Here is a 1,069-nt window from a genome sequence, read left to right as displayed (position 1 = left end):
AACTTGCTAAAGTACACCATGTTGGACAGAAATTTAGAGCGGCTTCCCGGTGGGATCAGTTTATTGCCATATTGATGTCTCAATTCTCTTGTAGGCAAAGTCTGAGAGATATTCAATCCAATTTGGAGTGCCAACAGGAAAAGCTAAGTCATCTCGGAGCAAAGTCTATTCCCCGAAGCACGCTGGCACGAATCAATGAGCAGCAGCCTGCTGCCTTGTATCAACAGCTATTTTACAAGTTGCTTAAATACTATGACCACTCAAAAGTCGCTCATAAATTTCGCTTTAAGAATCCCTTGTATTCCTTGGATGCCAGTCATATTGACCTGTCGCTTTCCTTATGTGAATGGGCCAAAGTTCACGACTCAAAAGCCAGCATGAAACTCAGTATAGGATTGAATCACAGCAATGATATTCCTGAGTTTGTTGCAGTTGAAAATGGCAAAGAAAATGACATGGTACAAGGCCGCAAATTCCAGTTTCCTGCTGGCAGCATTGTAGTTTTTGATAAAGGCTATGTCGATTACCAATGGTATGCAAATCTGACTGCTCAAAACATTGGATTTGTCACACGTTTTAGGCCTAAATCTGTGTATCAGGTGATCCAGCAACATCCAGTGCTTGAATCCAAAGGTATTCTAAAAGATGAAACCATTCAGCTGAATAGCGCACATGCCCTAAAAAGAAAAGCCCCAGTGTTAAGAAGAATTGAATATAGAGATCAGCAAAGTGGCAAGCACTTTAGCTTTCTCAGCAATAACTTTCATTTAGCCGCCTCCACCATTGCGGCGATTTATAAAGATCGTTGGAAAGTTGAGCTGTTCTTTAAGGCGATTAAGCAGAATCTCAAATTAAAAGCGTTTCTAGGCCGCAGCAGGAACGCAATTCAGACACAAATCTGGATTGCGATGATCGCCTATTTATTGGTGAGTTTCGCTCAACATTTAGGAAAAACAGGTTGGACAGTTCAACGTTTACTCAGAATAATTCAAGTGAATTTGTTTGAAAGAAGAACTTTAAAAGCTTTATTTTCACCCGATAAAATACCCATAAAACAAGAGGAAGCTCA

The 1,069-nt window shown here is 40.4% G+C and carries 1 protein-coding gene; it reads left to right on the top strand.

Translation table 11 applies throughout. From position 1 onward, the window contains the following. Nucleotides 1-1,069 (top strand): IS4-like element ISAbe18 family transposase (locus FTU00_RS15475; RefSeq protein WP_180179992.1); only part of this gene is annotated, 1,069 nt, incomplete at both ends.

The organism is Acinetobacter sp. YH12041 (genome assembly GCF_013419975.1).
Lineage (GTDB): Bacteria > Pseudomonadota > Gammaproteobacteria > Pseudomonadales > Moraxellaceae > Acinetobacter.
Note: the sequence above shows the minus strand (reverse complement) of the source record. Positions and strands in the feature narration are given on the sequence as shown.